This is a genomic window from Azospirillum cavernae, assembly GCF_003590795.1.
Taxonomy (GTDB): domain Bacteria; phylum Pseudomonadota; class Alphaproteobacteria; order Azospirillales; family Azospirillaceae; genus Azospirillum; species Azospirillum cavernae.
Genome location: NZ_QYUL01000002.1, coordinates 905,937 through 922,811 on the forward strand (window position 1 = coordinate 905,937; position 16,875 = coordinate 922,811).

The 16,875-nt window shown below is 66.6% G+C and carries 19 protein-coding genes and 1 tRNA gene; 7 read left to right on the forward strand and 13 right to left on the reverse strand.

The genetic code is table 11. The annotated features are described in order from the left end of the window. Positions 1-19: 19 nt before the first annotated feature. The 5 genes from D3877_RS15545 to D3877_RS15565 form a co-directional block, all read right to left on the reverse strand. On the reverse strand, positions 20-763 hold the full coding sequence (locus tag D3877_RS15545) for a helix-turn-helix domain-containing protein (protein ID WP_119831651.1): 744 nt from the start codon (positions 761-763) through the stop codon (positions 20-22). Positions 764-1,002: 239 nt separating this feature from the next. Further along, positions 1,003-1,076: transfer RNA gene (locus tag D3877_RS15550), tRNA-Gly, on the reverse strand. 103 nt (positions 1,077-1,179) lie between these two features. Continuing rightward, a complete protein-coding gene (locus D3877_RS15555) occupies positions 1,180-2,040 on the reverse strand; it encodes a lysophospholipid acyltransferase family protein (protein WP_119831652.1) in 861 nt (286 codons plus the stop codon). Positions 2,041-2,048: 8 nt separating this feature from the next. Then, positions 2,049-2,870, reverse strand: a complete 822-nt coding sequence (locus D3877_RS15560; protein ID WP_119831653.1) for a GNAT family N-acetyltransferase — start codon at positions 2,868-2,870, stop codon at positions 2,049-2,051. A 203-nt stretch (positions 2,871-3,073) separates the two neighbouring features. Then, complete coding sequence (locus D3877_RS15565) at positions 3,074-3,490, reverse strand: Ros/MucR family transcriptional regulator (protein ID WP_119831654.1); 417 nt, start codon at positions 3,488-3,490, stop codon at positions 3,074-3,076. Between the two features lie 90 nt (positions 3,491-3,580). On the opposite strand from D3877_RS15565, the gene D3877_RS15570 reads away from it, so the two are divergent. Next, entirely contained in the window at positions 3,581-3,835 is a 255-nt protein-coding gene (locus D3877_RS15570; protein WP_119831655.1) for a sulfurtransferase TusA family protein, read from the forward strand. A 3-nt stretch (positions 3,836-3,838) separates the two neighbouring features. On the opposite strand, the gene D3877_RS15575 is transcribed toward D3877_RS15570, so the two are convergent. Both D3877_RS15575 and tsaB read right to left on the reverse strand, forming a co-directional pair. Continuing rightward, the gene (locus D3877_RS15575) at positions 3,839-4,339 is read right to left on the reverse strand and encodes a GNAT family N-acetyltransferase (protein WP_238474908.1); all 501 of its coding nucleotides are present in this window, start codon (positions 4,337-4,339) and stop codon (positions 3,839-3,841) included. Then, entirely contained in the window at positions 4,336-5,037 is a 702-nt protein-coding gene (gene tsaB / locus D3877_RS15580) for a tRNA (adenosine(37)-N6)-threonylcarbamoyltransferase complex dimerization subunit type 1 TsaB (protein ID WP_119831656.1), read from the reverse strand. The genes D3877_RS15575 and tsaB overlap by 4 nt, the downstream gene beginning before the upstream one ends. A 70-nt stretch (positions 5,038-5,107) precedes the next feature. On the opposite strand from tsaB, the gene ddpX reads away from it, so the two are divergent. Together ddpX and D3877_RS15590 are read left to right on the forward strand one after the other, a co-directional pair. After that, the gene (ddpX, locus tag D3877_RS15585; protein ID WP_119831657.1) at positions 5,108-5,656 is read left to right on the forward strand and encodes a D-alanyl-D-alanine dipeptidase; all 549 of its coding nucleotides are present in this window, start codon (positions 5,108-5,110) and stop codon (positions 5,654-5,656) included. A gap of 180 nt (positions 5,657-5,836) precedes the next feature. Further along, positions 5,837-6,886: a polysaccharide deacetylase family protein gene (locus D3877_RS15590; protein WP_119831658.1), complete on the forward strand. Its 1,050-nt coding sequence runs from the start codon at positions 5,837-5,839 to the stop codon at positions 6,884-6,886. A gap of 48 nt (positions 6,887-6,934) precedes the next feature. Here the strand turns inward: D3877_RS15590 and D3877_RS15595 are convergent, their stop codons facing one another. After that, a complete protein-coding gene (locus tag D3877_RS15595) occupies positions 6,935-7,492 on the reverse strand; it encodes a NifU family protein (RefSeq protein ID WP_119831659.1) in 558 nt (185 codons plus the stop codon). Positions 7,493-7,620: 128 nt separating this feature from the next. Here D3877_RS15595 and D3877_RS15600 point away from each other — a divergent pair, with 128 nt between their 5' ends. Then, on the forward strand, positions 7,621-8,901 hold the full coding sequence (locus D3877_RS15600; RefSeq protein ID WP_119831660.1) for an adenylate/guanylate cyclase domain-containing protein: 1,281 nt from the start codon (positions 7,621-7,623) through the stop codon (positions 8,899-8,901). Here the strand turns inward: D3877_RS15600 and D3877_RS15605 are convergent. From D3877_RS15605 to D3877_RS15620, 4 genes are all read right to left on the reverse strand, one after another. After that, positions 8,894-9,400: a universal stress protein gene (locus tag D3877_RS15605; RefSeq protein ID WP_119831661.1), complete on the reverse strand. Its 507-nt coding sequence runs from the start codon at positions 9,398-9,400 to the stop codon at positions 8,894-8,896. The genes D3877_RS15600 and D3877_RS15605 overlap by 8 nt on opposite strands. Positions 9,401-9,427: 27 nt before the next feature. Next, entirely contained in the window at positions 9,428-10,207 is a 780-nt protein-coding gene (locus tag D3877_RS15610) for a TIGR02186 family protein (protein WP_119831662.1), read from the reverse strand. Beyond that, positions 10,207-11,124: a sulfite exporter TauE/SafE family protein gene (locus D3877_RS15615; RefSeq protein ID WP_119831663.1), complete on the reverse strand. Its 918-nt coding sequence runs from the start codon at positions 11,122-11,124 to the stop codon at positions 10,207-10,209. Before D3877_RS15615 ends, D3877_RS15610 begins: the two co-directional genes overlap by 1 nt. Before the next feature lie 82 nt (positions 11,125-11,206). Beyond that, entirely contained in the window at positions 11,207-11,737 is a 531-nt protein-coding gene (locus D3877_RS15620) for a hypothetical protein (protein ID WP_119831664.1), read from the reverse strand. A gap of 101 nt (positions 11,738-11,838) precedes the next feature. On the opposite strand from D3877_RS15620, the gene D3877_RS15625 reads away from it, so the two are divergent. Beyond that, positions 11,839-12,645, forward strand: coding sequence for a hypothetical protein (locus D3877_RS15625; protein WP_119831665.1), 807 nt, complete (start codon positions 11,839-11,841; stop codon positions 12,643-12,645). Further along, positions 12,645-13,145 carry a hypothetical protein gene (locus D3877_RS15630; protein WP_119831666.1) on the forward strand — a complete coding sequence of 167 codons (501 nt, stop codon included), beginning with the start codon at positions 12,645-12,647 and terminating at the stop codon, positions 13,143-13,145. The genes D3877_RS15625 and D3877_RS15630 overlap by 1 nt, the downstream gene beginning before the upstream one ends. Positions 13,146-13,670: 525 nt before the next feature. On the opposite strand, the gene D3877_RS15640 is transcribed toward D3877_RS15630, so the two are convergent. Continuing rightward, positions 13,671-14,360 (reverse strand): sulfite oxidase-like oxidoreductase, encoded by a 690-nt coding sequence (locus D3877_RS15640; RefSeq protein WP_119831668.1) that lies wholly within the window; start codon positions 14,358-14,360, stop codon positions 13,671-13,673. A gap of 158 nt (positions 14,361-14,518) precedes the next feature. On the opposite strand from D3877_RS15640, the gene D3877_RS15645 reads away from it, so the two are divergent. Beyond that, the gene (locus D3877_RS15645) at positions 14,519-16,870 is read left to right on the forward strand and encodes a mechanosensitive ion channel domain-containing protein (RefSeq protein ID WP_119831669.1); all 2,352 of its coding nucleotides are present in this window, start codon (positions 14,519-14,521) and stop codon (positions 16,868-16,870) included. Positions 16,871-16,875: the final 5 nt, after the last annotated feature.

Here is a 16,875-nt window from a genome sequence, read left to right on the forward strand (position 1 = left end):
GGTCTGGAACGGATGTGACCTACCCCGCCCGATACCGCCCCGGGGTCACGCCGAAGGCGCGTCGAAAGCAGCGGCCCAGATGGCTTTGGTCGGCGAAGCCGGTTTCGGCGGCGACCCCGGCGATGGAGTCCCCCGCCCGGAGCAGCCGACGCGCGTCGTTCAGTTTCTCCAACAGCCAGAAGGCGTGCGGCGGCAGGCCGCAATCCCGTTTGAAGCGACGGGTGTAGCCCTCGCGGCTCAGGCCGACCCGTTGCGCCGCTTGCCGGACGCTTTCCCAGGCCTCGCCGCCCAGCCGTTCGGTCGTTGTGCGTTCGGTCGTCGGGCGCGGGCTGCGCGCCGCAACACACCGATGGTCTTCGACCATGGCTCTCAGATCGCGCCAGTCGAAACGCCCCTTGCCGCGCCAATGACGAGCCATGCTGTCCATCAAATCCGGCGCGGCGTGCGCGCCCGGCGGCAGATACAGATTGACGCAAGCGACGTCGTACGGTTCGGACAGCGAGCGGTGGGGCGTTCCCGCAGGGATGCGCGCGCCCTGACCGGAAGACAGCGTGACCACCTCATCGCGGATGACAAAGCGGCGGCGTCCCGACAAGACGAACGTCACCTGATCGTCGTCATGAAAGTGGGGCGGCAAGGCCACATCGCAGCCGCGCACCGTTCCAAACTCGACGATGTCGCTGCCCGTTTGGCGCGAATACTCCCAGGTTCCGTTTCGATTTTGAACGGGTCTTGGGATCGTCGAAAGCAGAAGCGACGGCATCGCGGCAGTCCCCCGTCTCGGCTGGCGCCCTGTCGCGCCAACGTCTGTGCGAAAGAGTTTTCAACCCGCCCATTGGACGGGGAGCCGCCAACGCCCACAATGCTTTTTGATGTTTGGCGTCACCCAATCGCCGACACTGTGCCAAAACTGTGACAAACAGCGTGATTCGGACGATTTCGGGACGGTCGCGGCACTCTTCACTGCGGGACAAACGACTGATTTTGCAGCGGTGCGCGCGTTGGAGCGGGTGAAGGGAATCGAACCCTCGTCGTAAGCTTGGGAAGCTTCTGCTCTACCATTGAGCTACACCCGCGCGCCCGGTGTTTATAGGCGAGCGTCGCGCCGGATTCAAGCGTTCCTGCAACGGAAACGCAACGCCGCCGCACAATCGCCGCCGCACAATCGCCGCCGCACATTCAGGGCGCGACGGGGGCCGGGGTGGTTGCGGCGGCGGCGGCGGTGGGGGCCGGGCGGCCCGACACGGCGCGGGCGACGCCTTCGGAGATCACCCGTTGGCAATGCTCGGCCAGCGCCTTGCGGCTGGAGAAGTCGTCGATGGTGACGGGCGGGTGAAAGTCTATTTCCACCGTCATGCCGCCCAACTGGAAGACCTGCCACAGGTGCGGGGCGAGGTCCATGTCGCCGTACCAAGCGTAAAAGGGGCGGAAGGCGATGCCCATCGGGATGCCGTCCAGCCGCGTCGGCGTGACGCTGACCGGCTGCACGGTCAAGGGCCGGTCGCCGATCCGGCGGGCGGCGACGGCGAACAAGGCGGTCTTGAAGGGCAGGGTGCGGTTGCCGTCGCTCGACGTGCCTTCGGGGAACAGGATCAGGCTGTCGCCCGCGTCCAGGCGGGCGCCGATGTCGTCGCGCTGCTTGCCAACCTCCGACCGCGCCTTGCGCTCGACGAAGACGGTGCGTTGCAGCTTGGCCAGCAGCCCGAAAAAGGGCCAGCCCGCCACCTCGGTCTTGGCGATGAAGGAGCCGGGGATCAGCGCGCCCAGCACGGTGATGTCGAGGTAGGAGGAATGGTTGGAGACGAACAGCACCGGCCCTGCCGCCGCTCCCGCCGCCTGTTGGCCGCGCACCACCAGATCCAGACCCAGCAGACGGGCGCATTGGCGGTGGTAGAAGACCGGCAGGCGATGGCGCAACGGCCAGCGCAGGGCCACCGCCAACGCCTGAACCGGAATCAGCAACAGCGTCCACAAAAGATAAACCGTCAGACGGAGCGCGCCGCGCCCGACCGATCCCAACGCGCGTGCGGTGTCCGTCATGGTTCCTGTCAGCCGGGTTGGCTGTCGCGGCTGCGACGCTCGTAATGTTTGAAATATTTGTCGGTGATGAGGTCGGTCTTCACCACGATGCAGACGTCGGTGGTGTTGAACTGGTGGTCGATCACCACCCCGTCGCCGATGAAACCACCCAGCCGCAGATAACCCTTGATGAGCGGCGGCAGCACGTTCAGGGCGCGGCGCGGGTCGATCTGATCCTTCTCCATCAAATTCATCGAGACGTAACGGTCGGGCAGCGCGGTGGCGCGAAGCTCCGGCGGGGCCAGATGATGGTGATGGAGATAGGCCAGCGGCTCGGCCAGCGCGGCGGGGTCGGTGCCGGGCAGGCTGGCGCAGCCGAACATCAGGGCGATGTTGTGCTGGAACACATAGGCGGCGATGCCGCGCCACAGCAATTGCATGCTGCCGCGCGTGCGGTATCCGGCGTCCACGCAGGAGCGCCCCAACTCCAGGACTTCGCCGGGGTAGTTGAGCAGCGGGCTGATGTCGTATTCGTCGCTGGAATAGAAGCAACCGGCCTTTTCGGCGACGGGGCGGCGGATCAGCCGGTAGGTGCCGACCACCATGTCGGGGCCGTTGCCGCGCGCGTGGTCGATCACCAGCAAATGGTCGCACAGCGCGTCGAAAGCGTCGAAGTCGCGCAACTGCGCCTTCATCGCGTCCGTCGGGATGGCCGCCATTTCATCGTAAAAGACCCGGTAACGCAGCGCCTGCGCCCAGTCGATCTCAGCGGCGGTCTCGGCCAGCCGCACTTCCAGGGATCCCATCCGAAGCTCGGACGACTCGCCCTGGTCCACGCTCGTATCAGCCATATCGAGGGTTCGCTGCCGTGGTTCGCGACGATGCCGCGCGCCGCAACCCACCGTCACCGGGAGCAAGAGACCGGATGCGAGGGGCAGAGCGCGCACGCATCGCAAGGCATAACACAGAGCGACGGGCGACGGTCAACCGACATTGTCCAAAACGGCAGCGTCGATGTGACCGTCGAGGCCCATCAGGTCCCAGTGGGACAGGCTCAGACCGCGCCGCGACGGGCGCGCGTGCCCAAACCGATCTGCTTGGCCAGCGAGCTGCGCTGGCGGGCGTAGTTCGGCGCGACCATCGGGTAATCGGCCGGCAAACCCCAGCGGTCGCGGTATTCTTCCGGCGACATGTTGTAGGCGGTCTTCAGATGGCGCTTGAGCATTTTCAGCTTCTTGCCGTCTTCCAGACACACGATGTAATCGGGCGTCACCGACTTCTTGATGGGAACGGCGGGCTGCGGGCGCTCTTCCGTCACCACCGGCTCGTTGCCGACGTTGGCCAGCGACTTGTAGACCTGTTCGATCAAGGTCGGAAGATCGCTCAGAGCCACTGTATTGTTGGAGACATGCGCCGCAACGATCTCTGTGGTCAGAGACAACAGCGCGTTGGAAGGGGACCCGGTGGTCATGTAAGCTTGCTCCACAGCATTCGTTCCTCTCCATATAAAGAGGTTTTTCCCAAGGTGCAATATCCATCCTTTGCTCATAAAGAGGAAGCAGTGAGCCAAAAAATCTCCACCGACTTGTTTATCGACATCACCAGCGAGGTCTGTCCATTGACCTTCGTCAAAACCAAGTTGATGGTGGAGCGGATGGCGGTTGGCCAGACCCTTGAAGTCCGCCTGAACGCTGGCGAACCCTTGGAAAATGTTCCCCGTTCCTTGGCGGAACTGGGGCACAGCATTCTGTCTCTGGATTTGGAGCCGACGGAGGGTGACGGGAGCGTTCACCGTCTGCGGGTGCGCAAAAATTAGCCATTACACCTTGCGGATGGTGTGGCGCAGGACCAGCGCGGCGACCGGGCCGCTTGGTCTTTTGTAGTAGCCGGGGCGTCGGCCAACCGAAAAAAAGTCGTTGGCCATGTAGAGAGTCCGCGCCGCCCCGTTGTCTTCGGCGACTTCAAGAAACAACGCCTCGGCGTCGAGTTGTCGCGCGTGGGCCAACGTCGCTTCGACCAGCCGTCGGCCAACGCCCGAACGCCGTTCGGCGGGCAGCACGCCGATGACCAGAATCTCCCCCTCGCCCGCCGCCGCGCGGGCCAGGACGAAGCCGACCGGCTCGTCCCCGCGCAGGGCCAGCAGGGCGAAGCCCTCCGGCGGGGCGCACAGGCTGGCGATGGACCCGGCGTCCCACGGCTCTTCGGGGAAGCAGGCGCTTTGCAGGGCGGCGAGAATTTCGGCGTCCAGAGGGCCGGCGGTTTGCAGATGGACACCGCCGCGTTCCTCGCCGGGCCTCTCGTCGCGGTCCGACGCGGTCACGCTTTGGCCTTCGGCAGGCTGACGTCGGGGGGACGCAGGTAAAAGGGATCGACCGGGCCGCCCACCGGGCGCGTCGCCCCCAGCCGGGCGACCACGGCGGCGTCGGGGATGCCGTCGCCGTTGGCGAAGGTCAGATCCGCCCGTCGGTCCAGCGGCGCGCGCAGCAGCCCAGCCCCGTCGCCCGCGACCAGCAGCGGGCCGGAGGGCCACAGACCATCCAGCCAAGCCGCGATCGCGGTCGGTTCCAGCATCGCCGGATCGCCGATGGGCGTCAGATCGGGGGCGAAGAGCTGCAAAAAGGGTTCGGCCCGACGGCTGTCCACCGCGACCAGCACGGCCCGCCCGGCGCGCTCCGCCTCGGGCAGGCCGTGGGCGATGGCCTCGAAGCTGGTGACGCCGACCACCGGCGTGTCATGGGCCAGGGCGAAGCCGCGCGCCGCCGCCAGCGCGATGCGCAGGCCGGTGAAAGCCCCCGGCCCGACCGTCACCGCGATCCGGTCCAACGCGGCGAAGGCGACGCCCGCCTCGGCCAGCACCGCTTGCGCCATTGGCGCCAGAACCTCGGCCTGACCGCGCGCCATGGGCGCGCTGCGTTGGACGATCACGCGCCCGCCCGGCACGCCGTCATCCCGCGTGTCGTCATCCCACAGCGCCGCTGAGCAGCCCGACGTCGCCGTGTCCAGTCCCAGAATCTTCATCGCCGGGCCACGCCCGTGCTAGACAGCACTCTTCCGCCCTCCCATTCGCACTCAAACGGTTTTACGCACCATGCTGATCGAGATCGCGCCACCGGCGTACGACGTCGACTTGGACCTTCTTTACGCCACGGCGGACAATTTGTCCGGCGCGCCGATCTACCGCGCCCCGGTGTGCCTGCTGCACCCCGACGCCGCCGCCCGTTTGCGCCCCGCCATCGCGCTGGCGCGCGGCGTCGGCTGCCGGTTCCGGGTCTACGATGCCTTCCGCCCCGCCGAGGCGCAATGGCGGCTTTGGCACGCCTTTCCCGATCCCGCCTACATCGCCGATCCCCGGTTGGGATCCAACCACACGCGCGGCGTCGCCATCGATCTGACGCTGGTGGATTCGTCGGGCCAGCCGCTGGACATGGGGACCGGCTTCGACGCGATGACCGAACGCTCCCACCATGGCCGCACCGATCTGACCACCGACCAGCAGCGCAACCGCGCCCTGCTGTTGGGGGTGATGAGCGCGGCGGGCTGGGACCATTACGCCACGGAATGGTGGCATTACCAGTTGCCAGACCCGGAACGCTACCCGCTGCTGACCGACGCCGCCATCGGCGGTCGGATGATGTGAGGCGCTGGGGACCGAGGATTTGGATTGGGGTGAAGCGCGGACGGATTGTTGCACGCGCGCATCGCAATCCAGCCCTTTGCGGGAAACCGCCGTTGTTAACTTGTTTGGACGGCGGGGATTATGGCACATCTCTTGCCTTGATCCGGGCTTCAATCCGGGCGTCCTCTGCCATGGGCCGTCATGCCGTTCCGCCGCGCCGTTCGGGTGCTCGTCACCGCCGCCTTGACCGTTTGGGCCTCTGTGGTCCCGACGTCGCGCATGGCTGCGGCGGCGGAGGCGCCGACCGGCAACAGCGCGGTGGTCTTCGCCTATGACCGCTTCGGCGAGGATCAAAACCCGTCGCTCAGCATCCGCCTCGACCAGTTCGAGTCGCACCTCGACGAGTTGACCGACGGCGATTACGAGGTTCTGCCGCTTCCCCGGATTTTGGAGGCGCTGCGCACCGGCAAGCCATTGCCCGACCGCGCCGTCGCCATCACCATCGACGAGGCCAGCCGCTCCGCCTACACCGAAGCGTGGCCCCGGCTGAAGGCCGCCGGTCTGCCCTTCACCCTGTTCGTCGCCACCGACGCGGTGGATCGCGGGTCGCCCGCCCACATGACCTGGTCGGAAATCCGCCAGATGGCGGCGGCGGGCGTCACCATCGGCGGTCTGGGCGGCTCCACCCAATCGCTGGTGCCGCGCACGGCGGCGGAGGTCGCGGCGGAGCTGCGCCGCATGTCCGACCGTTTCCAGGCCGAATTGGGCCAGCGCCCAACCATCTTGGCCTACCCGCAGGGGGAATATTCGCTGGCGGTGCGCAAGGTGGTGGCCGAACAGGGCTTCGTCGCCGCTTTCGGCCAGCAATCGGGCGTGCTGCACCCCCAGGCCGACCCGTTTGGCCTGCCGCGTTTCCTGATGAACGAGACCTATGGCAGCGTTGACCGCTTCCAATTGGCGGCGAACGCGCTGCCGTTGCCGGTGTCGGATCTGACGCCGGACGATCCGCTGTTGACCGTCAACCCGCCGCCCTTGGGCTTCACCATCAGCGACAGCGTCGGCGACAGCAGCAAGCTGGCCTGTTTCGCGGCGGGCCAGGGCCGCACCGCGTTGGAGCGGATTTCCGACGACCGGGTCGAGGTCCGCATCAAGGACGCCTTCCCGCCGGGCCGCGCGCGGGTCAATTGCACGCTGCCCGCCCCGGATGGGCGCTGGCGCTGGTTGGGCGTGCAGTTCCTGATTCCAGAATAAGGTCGAACCAGGGACGCGACGCCGCGCCCCCAGTTCCGGCGACGGTCCTTACTGAACCGCGCGAACCTCGAGCACCTCGGGGATGTAGTGGCGCAGCATGTTTTCGATGCCGTGCTTCAGCGTCGCGGTCGAGCTGGGGCAGCCGGAGCAGGATCCCTTCATCGCCAGATAGACCACGCCCTTCTCGAACCCCTGGAAGGTGATGTCGCCGCCATCCTGCGCCACCGACGGGCGGACGCGGGTGTCGAGCAACTCCTTGATCTGTTCGACGATCTCGTCGTCGTCGCCGTTGGCGCTGGCGGCGTGGCCGTCCCCGGCGTCGCTCAGAAGAACCGGGCGGTCGGCGGTAAAATGCTCCATGATGACGCCGAGGATCGACGGCTTCAGCAGGAACCATTCCTTGGCGTCGGTCTTGGTGATGGTGACGAAATCGGCGCCCAGGAAGATGCCGACCACGCCGTCGATCTCGAACAGGCGCTGGGCCAGCGGCGACCGGGCGGCGTCCGCCGCGTCGGTGAAATCGGCGGTGCCGCGTCCGAGCACGTCACGCCCCGGCAGAAACTTGAGAGTCGCCGGGTTGGGCGTCTGCTCGGTTTGAATGAACATGGTGCTATCCTCCATCGACGCCGAACTGGACCTAGCGGCGTTTCCGAAATTTGGGCAGAATCCCCGCCGGGATCAAGCACCAGATTGGTCCGATTTCGTCTTTGTCGCTCTGACCGCCCGTGGTGCCGATGACTTTCGACCAAGCGCTCCCCCCCGCCGCCTTGCCGAACGCTCCCGTTGCGGAGACGCACAACTGCGGGGCGGTGGTCGATTGGCTGTTGCAGGAGGGGCGTCAAGCCCCCGACGCCGAAACGCTGGTCGATGAGTTCGGGCGCCGCTTGAACGCCATCGGCTTGCCGCTGGCGCGCAGCGTGCTGGTTCTGCAACTGCTGCACCCGCAAATCCGCTCGATGATCTATTTTTGGCGCGACAACGGCGACCCGGTGCGGACGGTGATCGCCAACCATGGCGACGAGCAGAGCGAAACCTATTTGAAAAGCCCCTTCGCCACGCTGGTCGAGGATGGCGCGCAAGGGCTGCGCTATCGGCTGGAACGGATGAGCGCGCCGTGGCCCTATCCGGTTCTGGGTGATTTGGCCCGGCAGGGGGCCACCGATTACGCGGCGATGGCGGTGCTGTTCGCTGGCGGGCGGCGCAACGCCATCAGCTTTTCCACCGAACGGCGGGGCGGTTTTTCCGTCGCCGATCTGGCGCTGCTCGACGGGTTGCTGCCCGCCTTGGGCGCGGTTCTGGAAACGCTGGCGCTGCGGCGGCTGGCGGCGACCGTGCTCGACACCTATGTCGGGCGCAAGACCGGGGAGCGGATTTTGTCGGGCGACATCCGGCGCGGCACCGGGGAGAACGTCCGCGCCGTGCTGTGGTACTGCGACCTGCGCGGCTTCACCCCGCTGGCCGACCGTCTGCCGCGCGAGGAGTTGATCGCCCTGCTGAACGGCTATTTCGAGTCGATGGGCGACGCGGTGGAGCGCCATGGCGGCGAAATCTTGAAATTCATCGGCGACGCCATGCTGGCGATCTTCCCGCTGACGCCGGAGGATGAAACCGGGTCCGCCGCCGCGATCAAGGCGCTGTCGGCGGCGACCGACGCCCTGACGACGATGAGCGGTCAGAACGCCGAGCGCGCCGCCTGGGGGCAGCCGACCCTGCGTTGCGGCGTCGCCCTGCACATTGGCGAGGTGATGTACGGCAACATCGGCTCGACCGAGCGGCTGGACTTCACCGTGATCGGCCCGGCGGTCAATCTGGTCAGTCGGATCGAGGGGTTGTGCGGGCGGCTTGACCGCACCGTGTTGACCTCCGCCGACTTCGCGGCGCTGGTTCCCCCCGGCGGGCGTCACCGGCTGGACAGCATCGGCCCGCATGTGGTCAAGGGGCTGGTCGAGCCGCTGGAGGTCTTTGAGCTTCAGCTCCGCCCGCCGACCGCCGCCGCCGCGCCGATCCTTACGTGATCGCGTCCAGCGCCTCGCTGCTCAGGCCGCCGGGCACGATGGTCAGCGGGATGCGCAGGCGCGACAGGCCGCGCCCGGTGTAATAGGAGATCAACGGCCCCGGCCCTTCCGGGTCGGTGTCGGCGGCCAGCACCAGGATGGAGATGCTCGGCTCCTCGGCGATCAGGGCCAGCACCTCTTCGTGGCGGTTGCCCTCGCGGACGTAGAGCGCGGGCAGGGAGCCGGTCAGTTGGATGACCTCGCGCGCCAGCTTTTGGAGCTTGCGTTCCGCCTCGTCGCGCTTTTCCTCACGGATCAGGTTTTCCACCGCCAGCCAATGCTGCATCTCTTCCTTTTCAATGACGGTCAGCAGGGCGACCTTGCCGCCCGATTTGCGGGCGCGCAGGCAGGCGTAACGCAGGGCCACCTTCAATTCCGGGCTGTCGTCGGCGACGACCAGGAAGATGCGCACCGGCTTGGCGGCGGCGTCCGGCGGCGTGGATTCGGTTGCTTCGGTCATCGGTTCTCTCCTCCCTGGCAGCCTGTTCTACACCCGGCGGAAGGCGGCGCCCGCCGCCCAACCCGCCGCCACCGCGCCCAGCACCGCCAGCACGCCATAGGTGATCGGGCGGTAGCGGGCCATGTCGTAGACCTCGGCGCTGAAGCCGACCTTCGACACCACCAGCGGCGTGGTTTGGGCGCTGACCACCTCGCCGTCGCGGATCAGCAGCGCTTCGACATTGTACAGCCCGGTCGGGACGTTGGCCGGGAAATAAATGTTGGTGCGGAACAGCCGCTCGCCCAGAAAAGACACGGCGCCGACGTTGGTCCCATACAGCCCCGCCCGCTGCTTGTTGCGGATCAGCGCGGCGCGGAACGCCGCCAACTCCTGCGGATCCAGATTTTCCTGCGGGTCAAGCTGAAGCTGCGGCGCGCCGATCTGCTGGCGCTCCAACGCCGTCTTGGCGACGATCTGGTCGAGCGGGCGGCTGGCGGCCACGCTGTGATAGCTGGGGGCTTGGGAAAACCGGACGCTGTCCGTGTTCATCCACATGCCGAGCACCCGCTCCTTGCGGCGGACGATGGCGGGCAGGCGTGGGCCGTTGACGATGATGGCGACGTCGCCCACCCCATCGGTGGCGCCGAACAGCACGACCTCGGTGCCGGTGAAGCCGGTGGTGATGGCGATCAAATGGCTCGACAGGTCGGCGACCATCTGTTGCGCCCAGACCGTCGCCGCGAAGGTCACGCCCAACCCCAGCCCGGCCAACGCCGCCAGCCCCTGGACGACGCCCCGGACGACGCCCCTGCGCGTTGGCCAACGCATCAGGCGATTCCCATGCTGAGGGTGTAGATGTCCAGCGGCGGGGCGAACAAATCCCAGGCCAGCTTCAGCGCCACCCCGACGACGATGGTGGCCAGCATCAGGCGGGCCTGTTCGCCGGGAATGCGGCTGCCGACCTTGGTGCCGAACTGCGCGCCGACGACCCCGCCGACCAGCAGCAGCAGCGCCAGCATGGCGTCCACCGTGTGGTTGGTCGCCGCTTGCAGCAGCGTGGCCGCCGCCGTGGTGAAGATGATTTGGAACAGCGAGGTTCCGGCGACCAGACCGGCGGGCATGTTCAGCAGATAGATCATCGCCGGGACCAGCAGAAAGCCGCCGCCGATGCCCATGATCGCCACCAGAATCCCGCCGACCACCCCGATGCCCGCCGGAAGCAGGGCGGAGATGTAAAGTTTTGAGCGATGGAACCGCATCTTGAAGGGCAGGCCGTGCAGCCAGATGTGGCGGTGCAGCTTGCCGCGTTTGGCGGTGGGGGAGCGGCGGCGGATGATGGCCCGGCTGCTTTCCAGCATCATCATCCCGCCGATGGTGCCCAGGAAAAACACGTAGGACAGGGTGATGGCGATGTCGATCTGGCCCAAGCGCTGAAGAACGCCGAAGATCCACACGCCGATGCCGGTGCCGATGACGCCGCCAATCAGCATCACCACCCCCAGCTTCACGTCGACGTTGCCGCGCCGCCAATGGGCCAGAACGCCCGACAGGCTGGCGGCGACCAACTGATTGGCCTGGGTGCCGACGGCGACGGCGGGGGGAACGCCGATGAAAATCAGCAACGGCGTCATCAGAAAACCGCCGCCCACCCCGAACATGCCGGACAGAAAGCCGATCAGCCCCCCCATGCCCAGCACAAGGAGCGCGTTGACCGACATTTCGGCGATCGGCAGATACACTTGCATGGTGGGGAGCGACCGCGACGGAGGGAAGGCCAGCTTACCCGACCCGCTCCACCGGCGAAAGGCTTGGTCGTCGCCAAACGGCTCAGTGAACGGCGGCGGCGCGAACCGTGCCCGTCGACAGGCTGCGGGTGTAGCCGGCCTTTTCCGGGAAAACCCGCTCCACCTCGCGCCGGGCGGAATCGATGTCGGAGGCGTAGACCACCAGTTGGTTGGCGTAGTGCCAGGCCGGGCTGACCGCCCGCCCGGCGGCGCGGGCGGCCAGACTGTCGAACATCACCTCGCCATGGAAGGGGCGCACGCTGGAGCCGGGTTGGCCCAGCGTGTGGACGAAGATCGGCGGGGTCCGTTCCAACTTGGAGATGTCGCGCCCGATCTGCACCAGCCGGTCGTCCAGCACGCCGATTTGGTGGTGCGTCTCTTCGATTCGACCGCGCAAATCCTTGTAGATTTCGTTTTCCGCGACCCACTGGTCGTGCAGCGGCGTCAGGTCCCGGCGCAGGCGGTTGATGCCGATCAGGCCGGTCCAACCGCGCCGCACGCCCCAAAAAGCCAGTTGCGCCACCACGCCCAACGCGGCGGCGGCGGGCAGAAACGACGTCAATGCGGTGGTCATCCCGAGCCTCCTTGTTCTGAGCCTTCGTGTCCGAAGCGATGCGCCCTCCTGGCACAGCGCTTGCTGTGTTTCTGGAAAGCCAGGAAAGAGCAGCAAGGATCATGCCGACCGCGATCCTGAAAGAGGCCCTCGCCGTTGTCGGCGGGGCCGATGAAATGTTGGAGGAGCCGTTGCACGGCGCGGCGCTGGATTTCGGCGCGCTGCCGCCGTTGACCCGTGGCGAGCGCTGGTCGCTGGGGCTGATGCGGTTTGGCCTGTCGCGGGGCAACCCGCTGTTGCAGGAAAAGCTGCGCGTGCGCCGGAGTCTGGCGGAACTGCCGACCCGTTTCGGCGCGGAGGGGCCGGGTTTGACCCATCCCAGCCAACTCGCCCCGTATCTGGAGCGTCTCACCGATCTGCCCGACGCGCTGTCGGATGAGGAGATCATGCTGGAATCGGCGCTGGCCGCCCTGCTGATTGAATATCGTTTCAAGCATTCCGTCCAGCGCGGTCTGATGTGCTATTATTCGAAACTGGCAAAAAGCGCATTTTCCGAAGGTTACAAGAAGCAAAAAATCGTTGGTAAAATCGACAGCGCCGATGAAATGGCGCAAATTCTCGGCGGAATACGGGAAAAATACCTGCTTTTCATCCGGGATTATCTCTACGCGATTTTGACGCGGGAGGATGTTCTAAAAGGAAAGCCTTTGTTCACAGATCTTTTGACCGCCGTTTTGTTTCTCAGCCGCATCGGCGAGGGCGGCGTTTTGGGCAAGGAGCCGGACGAGCGTCGCTTGCCCGGGCGGTCCAGCCTGCTGTTCGTCGCCCTGCGCGATCCGGTCCTGCTGAAGGCGGCGCAGGACAGCGGGTTTCAACGGAGCTTGTCCCGATCAATCAAGGAATTTCCAATCAAGGAGGTGGTGGCGTGATGACGGGCTTCTCAGGAGGCGCGAACGCGGCGAACGAGGTGATGGCGTTGGGCGTGGTCGGCGTGTTGCTGCTGGCCTGCCTGATGTGGATCGGCGCGTCGGTTTTGCGCGCCGCCCGCCATATTTTGGGGGTGCGGCGGCGCTATTCCTGGCTGATCAAGAAGCACGCGACCCTGGAACGCGATCTGACCACCGTCCGCCACTCGATTCGCCAGGAGGAAATCGCGCTGAGCAAGGCTGAAGAGGTTCTGCGCGCCCGGCGGGAGGAGATCGCGGCGGCGGAGGAGCGGTTGCGGACCACCCGAACCACCTGCGTCCGGGTCTATGACGTGCTGATCGAACGTTACGCCGACAAGGATCGGCTGTGGCTGCTGGCGGACGGGAAAAACGGAGCGACGGGCCGCTGGGCGGTGGCCGCGCCCGACGTCAAAACCGCGACGGAGATGGTGATGAAAAAGAACTCCGGCGTCGGAAAGCTGGCGCAGGAAGGCCAGATGTGACCGACGGGCCGGGCGCCGACGGGGCGTCGGCCTGTGTCAAAATGCAAAGACCCGGCGGGCGCGTTGCATTTTGACACGCAAGACGCATGGGCGCGCCCACTGGCGGGCTTTTGCATCTTTTTGGAAGAGGAAAACAACGAGGTGGTGTCCGCGGCGGGATTCGAACCCACGGCCCCAGGATTCATCCCACTTCGGCTTTCGCCGCCGCCCTTGTGGGGCGTTCGTGGTCTGGACTGTCCCTTCGCCCTAGGCCCGAAGGCCCGTAGGCGCCGCCCGTCCAGTCTCTACACCTTCCCCCTCGCAGGGGCTTGGCTCGGGATCGGCATGACGCAAGCGCGCCGCAGCGTTCCCCGACTTTGAGCGGATCCACTGCGTCGTTTCCGAACGCAGCGCCCAATTCATACTTAGGAATCCTGTGCTCTATCCTGCTGAGCTACGCGGACCTAACCTCGTTGTTCCCCACTCTCTACCCTGAACCGGATGATCCGGCAACACCCGTCGCCACAGAAAGCGGGGCGAGGCGCGTCAATCGGAGTAGCGTTCCTCGGTCCAAGGGTCGGCGTGGTTGTGATAGCCGCGAACCTCCCAAAAGCCGGGATGGTCGTCGGCCAGCAGCTCAACGCGCTTCACCCATTTGGCGCTTTTCCAGAAATACAGCTTGGGCAGGACGATGCGCACCGGCCCGCCATGGTCGAGGCTGATCGGTTGGCCCTGCCAATGGGTGGCCAGAAGCACGCCGTCCTCGGCGAAATCGGCCAGCGCCACGTTGGTGGTGTAACCGTCGAAGGAGTGGAAGACGACGAAGCGCGCCTCGGGCCGTGGCCGGGCCAGAGCCAGCAGATCGCGGGCGCTCACCCCCCGCCATTGGTTGTCGTAGCGTGACCAGGTGGTGACGCAATGAATGTCCGATTGGGCGGTGGTCTGCGGCTGCGCCTGGAGATCGGCCCAGCGCCAGGACAGCGGCTGTTCGACCAGCCCATCGACGGCCAGCGACCAATTGTCCGCGCTGACCTTGGGCGTGATGCCGAGGTCGAGCACCGGCCAATCCTCCACCAGCCGTTGGCCGGGGGGCAGGCGGTCGCGCGGGGTTGTCTCGCTTGAGGCGCCGGTCAGCCCGCGCCCGTCGCGCGCCCATTGCTCCTTGGTCGCGATCAGCTTGGGGCGGATGGCCCCGTCCTGCTCCAGGTCGGGGGCGTCGTCGGGCGTGTCGGCCATGGCGTGTCCTTAAGACAAAGGGGCGCGGGGACAAAGATGCGGCGGGCGATCTGAAAAGCGATTGGATCATAAAAAGGATCCGCCCGGCGGGTTGGCAAGCGGGAACAGGGCGACTACCTTCGGCGGATTCCGTTTTGGCAGTTTTGAGTGATGGTTTGATGGATCGGTTCGCAACGCCCGCAACGTGTCGGCGCGGGTTGGCCCGCCTGTTCGGCGCGCTGGCTTTTCTGACGCTGGCTTTGGCTGGCCCCGTCACCGCCGCCGCTCCGGCGGCGGGCGGCGGCGCTGCGGTGGCCCCGGTCCCGGCGGCTCCCGCCGCGACCGCCCCCGCTGGCGCGGTCGCGGCGGGGGAGCCGACGATCCAACAGTTGGAGGCGATGGCCTCCACCCTGGAAAACCCCGAGGCGCGGGCCAAGCTGGTCGAGCAGCTCCGCGCCCTGGTCGCCGCGCAAAAGGGCCTGACCCCGGCCAAGCCGCCGGAACCGGAAGCCTCGCTGCCGCAAACGCTGGGCGCCCGCGCGTTGGGCTTTCTGGCCGATCATATGGATGTGGTCAGCCGCCAACTGGTCCAGGTGGGCGACATCTTCGCCGATCTGCCGGGCACGGTCGCCTGGATCAACCGGCAGATGGAGGATTCCTCGGCCCGTGACCGCTGGTCGCAGATCGGCTATGAGCTGCTGCTGATCCTTGGCGTCGGCGGGACGACGGCCTGGGGGATCTGGTGGCTGCTGGGTCGTCCGCATCGGGCGCTGGCGGCGCGGGTCGTGCCCTCGCCGTTGATGCGGATTCCAAGGCTGTTGGCGCGGGCCGCGCTGGAGCTGGTTCCCATCGTCGCCTTCATCGTCATCGCCTACACCGTGCTGTCGGTGACGGAGCCGGGGACGCGGGTGCGGCTGGTGGTGCTGGCCGTCATCAACGCCTCGGTCATCGTGCAGGCGCTGTTGATCGTGGTTGGCATGCTGGTGGCGCCGGGCGCGCCGCATCTGCGGTTGATCCGCGCGGGCGAGGCGGGCGCGCGCCGGGCCTATGTCTGGATCCGCCGTCTGATCGCCGCCGCCGTCTATGGCTATTTCCTCGCCGAAGGGGCCTATGTGCTGGGGCTGCCGCTGGGCGCTTATGGCGCGTTGCTGAAGCTGTTGGGCGTCTTGATCGCCGGGATGTTGATCGTCCTGATCCTGCAAAACCGCGCCAGCGTCGCCGCCTGGATGCACGGCAACCCGCTGTCGGGCGACGGCGACCCCGACGCGACGGCGGAGCGCGAGTCCGAGGGGCAGGGCGCGGTCCTGCGTTCCGCCCGGCGGCGCTTCGCCGACATTTGGCATGTGCTGGCCATCGCCTATGTCAGCGTGACGTTGGGCGTCTGGGTGCTGAACGTCTATGGCGGGTTCGAGTATCTGGCCCGCGCCACCGCCATCACCATTGTGTCGGTGGTCGCCGCCCGTCTGTTGGTGACGGCGCTGAACCGGGGGCTGCGCCGCAGCCTGACCGCCAACCGCGACCTGCGCGGCAGCCTGCCGCAGCTTTACGAACGCACCTTTTTCTACCTGCCGATCCTGCAACGGGTTGGCAAGACGCTGATCTGGCTGGTGGCGTTGGGCGTGGTGCTGGATGGCTGGGGCATTGATTCGCTGGCCTGGACCGAGTCGGCGCTGGGCCGCCACATCGTCGGCAGCGTGCTGTCCATCAGCCTGCTGCTGTCCGGCGCGGTCGTGGCGTGGGAGGTGGTCAGCGCCTTGATCGAGCATTTCCTGACCTCCACCGACCATGACGGCACGCGCATCGAACGCAGCGCGCGGGTGCGCACCCTGCTGCCGCTGCTGCGCAACGCCTTCCTGATCCTGCTGGTGACGATGGTGTCGCTCATCACCCTGTCGGAGTTGGGCGTCAACATCGCGCCGCTGCTGGCCGGCGCCGGCGTCGTCGGCTTGGCCATCGGTTTTGGCTCGCAAAGTCTGGTCAAGGACATCATCACCGGCCTGTTCATTCTGTTTGAAGACACGGTGTCGGTCGGCGATTCGGTGGATGTCGGCGGCGGTCATTCCGGGACGGTGGAGGCCATCTCCATCCGCTCGATCCGGCTGCGCGACGGCGCCGGGGCGGTGCATTCCGTGCCCTTCAGCGCCGTCACCACGGTGAAGAACATGAGCAAGGATTTCTCCATCGCTCTCTTCAACGTGTCGGTGTCCAACCGCGAGGATCCCGACCGCGTCATCGCCGTGCTGAAGGAGGTGGGGGCCGAGGTTCAGGAGGACCGGAGGTTGGGTATGGACATCCTGACCCCGCTGGAGGTGATGGGGGTGGACAAGCTGTCCGACACCGGCATCAACATTCTGGCCCAATTCAAAACCCGCCCGACCAAGCAGGCCGGGGTGGCCCGCGCCTTCAATCTGAGCATGAAGAAGCGGTTCGACGAGCTGGGCATCGCCATGCCGAGCCAGTCGATGCAGTTGGTCGTCGGCCAAGGCGCCCACGACCGCGCGATGGCCGAGGCGTTGAGCCAAGGCTCGTAACGGCG